Origin of the sequence: Chitinophaga sp., assembly GCF_036566945.1 — a bacterium.
Taxonomy (GTDB): domain Bacteria; phylum Bacteroidota; class Bacteroidia; order Chitinophagales; family Chitinophagaceae; genus Chitinophaga.
In genome coordinates this window covers 1-1,553 of sequence record NZ_DATCVJ010000536.1, presented here as the reverse complement: position 1 = coordinate 1,553, position 1,553 = coordinate 1, and the positions used below count along the sequence as shown (strand labels likewise).

General features: G+C 41.4%; 1 protein-coding gene and 1 pseudogene. Both read left to right on the top strand.

Annotated elements, in window-relative coordinates:
- Positions 1-221: pseudogene (locus VIP81_RS16425) on the top strand (hypothetical protein); the annotation flags it as partial.
- Between the two features lie 528 nt (positions 222-749).
- On the top strand, positions 750-1,553 hold an 804-nt coding region (locus tag VIP81_RS16420), incomplete at its 3' end, for a M48 family metallopeptidase (protein WP_331963063.1).

Below are 1,553 nucleotides of genomic sequence, written 5' to 3'. Positions count from 1 at the left end.
GAAAAGGGATAGATGCCTATATGATTGTGGAAGGGGCTAAACTCATCCAAACGGACATGGCCCATTATGTAGATTACGAAATGCAATGGATCGGTGATTTTAACCCAAGGATGCAAAATGTGGCGGAAAGTCTCGGAGCCGTTCCTTCCAGACAGCTGACAACCTATCGTTATTTATTTGATCGTACAATTCCGTATAAAAGACACCCAATGGTGGGATAATAAGGGAATCCGGATGCAGGGTTTATAATGCACCTGTATCCGGACACCTTTGTTCTTTTCGTAGCTGCTATCAGACTATTTCTTCCTGCGCCGGTACACTAAAGAGGTATTTCTTCTTCCTGATACTTTTTTGCTGTTTCCTGTATTTGTACTGACATCCTTCGCGCTTCCATAATTCCCACTGCCGTTACGCTTCACTGGTGGGTGTTTTCGGTGACAATGAATAAAAACAGCTATAATTTCCGGTTGAAAAAAGTGTCGCTCAGACAATTTTTTTCATTATCGATCGTTCGCTAAGAAGAGAGACCTTTTGCCCATTTCCTCAAAAAAATCAGTTGACCATGTGCCAAGTAACATATTATCATAAACAATATATATTGGAGAAATCCTTTAAAACCCAACTCAGGAGCGCCACTCAACGACCCATATAAATATCCGATAGCCTGACAGTAGCAAAGAAGTTACTGAATATTATATACATTTAAATCCCTTTTGCTGTTACGATCGTATCTAACCTGATGTTTTGTTATGACCAACTTATATCCTGAGTGCCCGGAGAACGCGGATCTGGCGCTCATTCAGCCCACGTTATTATTTAGGCAACAGATAATGAAAGCCGTCAGCTGCGTTGTCTTGTTCTTTATTCTTTACGTGGTCTTATTACTTACCGCTGTTGCCCTGGCGGTGGCCTGTATATCAGGAGGGATCATATTATTCCGAACTTACCCTACCTGGATTTCCGGCGTCATAGGACTTAGTCTTGTGCTACTGGGAGGGATGGTATTGTTTTTTCTTATAAAGTTTCTTTTTAATAAGCGCCCCACCGTTAATCCTTATCGTACTCAGATTTTTGCCGATAATCATCCTGATTTATTTGATTTCATCGCGCAATTGGTGAAAGACACACGTATTCGTTTTCCGAAGAAAATTTTTGTTGTCCCGGACATGAATGCCACTGTTTTTTATAACTCCAGTTTTCTAAGCCTGTTTTGGCCCACCAGGAAAAATCTGGAGATTGGGCTCGGACTTGTCAATAGTGTGAACATCAGTGAACTTAAAATGCTACTGGCGCACGAATTCACGCATTTTTCGCAACGGAGCATGAAGCTTGGCAGTTATATCTACACCGTAAACAAGAGTTTGTATAACATGTTATACGAAAATGAGCGGTGGGAAGAAATGGAAATACGCTGGAGCAGCGGTGGAAGCCTGTTAAGTTTTTTCGCGCATATAACTACCCGCATCCTGAATATTATGCAGTTAGTGCTGAGAAAAATATATTCACTGATTAACCGGCAGTACCTGGCCTTAAGCCGGGAAATGGAATTTTAT